Annotated in this window: 1 pseudogene; it reads right to left on the bottom strand. The window is 68.5% G+C overall.

The window, feature by feature from the left end:
- Positions 1-289 (bottom strand): annotated as a pseudogene (locus tag ACZ92H_RS29690) (ShlB/FhaC/HecB family hemolysin secretion/activation protein); the annotation flags it as partial.

Below are 289 nucleotides of genomic sequence, written 5' to 3'. Positions count from 1 at the left end.
AGCTTGTGCGCGTAGTACGCTTTCAGCACCAGCGCATTGGCGCCCGTCCACGTCACGCCCACGCCGGCGCCGCTCAGGGTGCGGCGGTTCTCGCCCGCGCTCCAGGCATCGCGGTTCAGCTTGACGGAACCCGTGTCGGCAAACGCCAGCACCTGCAGCTGGCCCGGAAAGGCCGTGAACGCCGTCACGTTCTGGCGCAGCTCCACATTCAGCACATAGCCCTGGTCGCCGTACGCCTCGCCACCCGGGTAGGCGCGCACGCCGCCGACGCCGCCAATGCCCATCTTTT

The sequence above is a fragment of the Janthinobacterium foliorum genome (assembly GCF_978021625.1).
The sequence above is the reverse complement of the archived record's forward strand: the minus strand, read 5'-3'. Positions and strand labels throughout refer to the sequence as shown.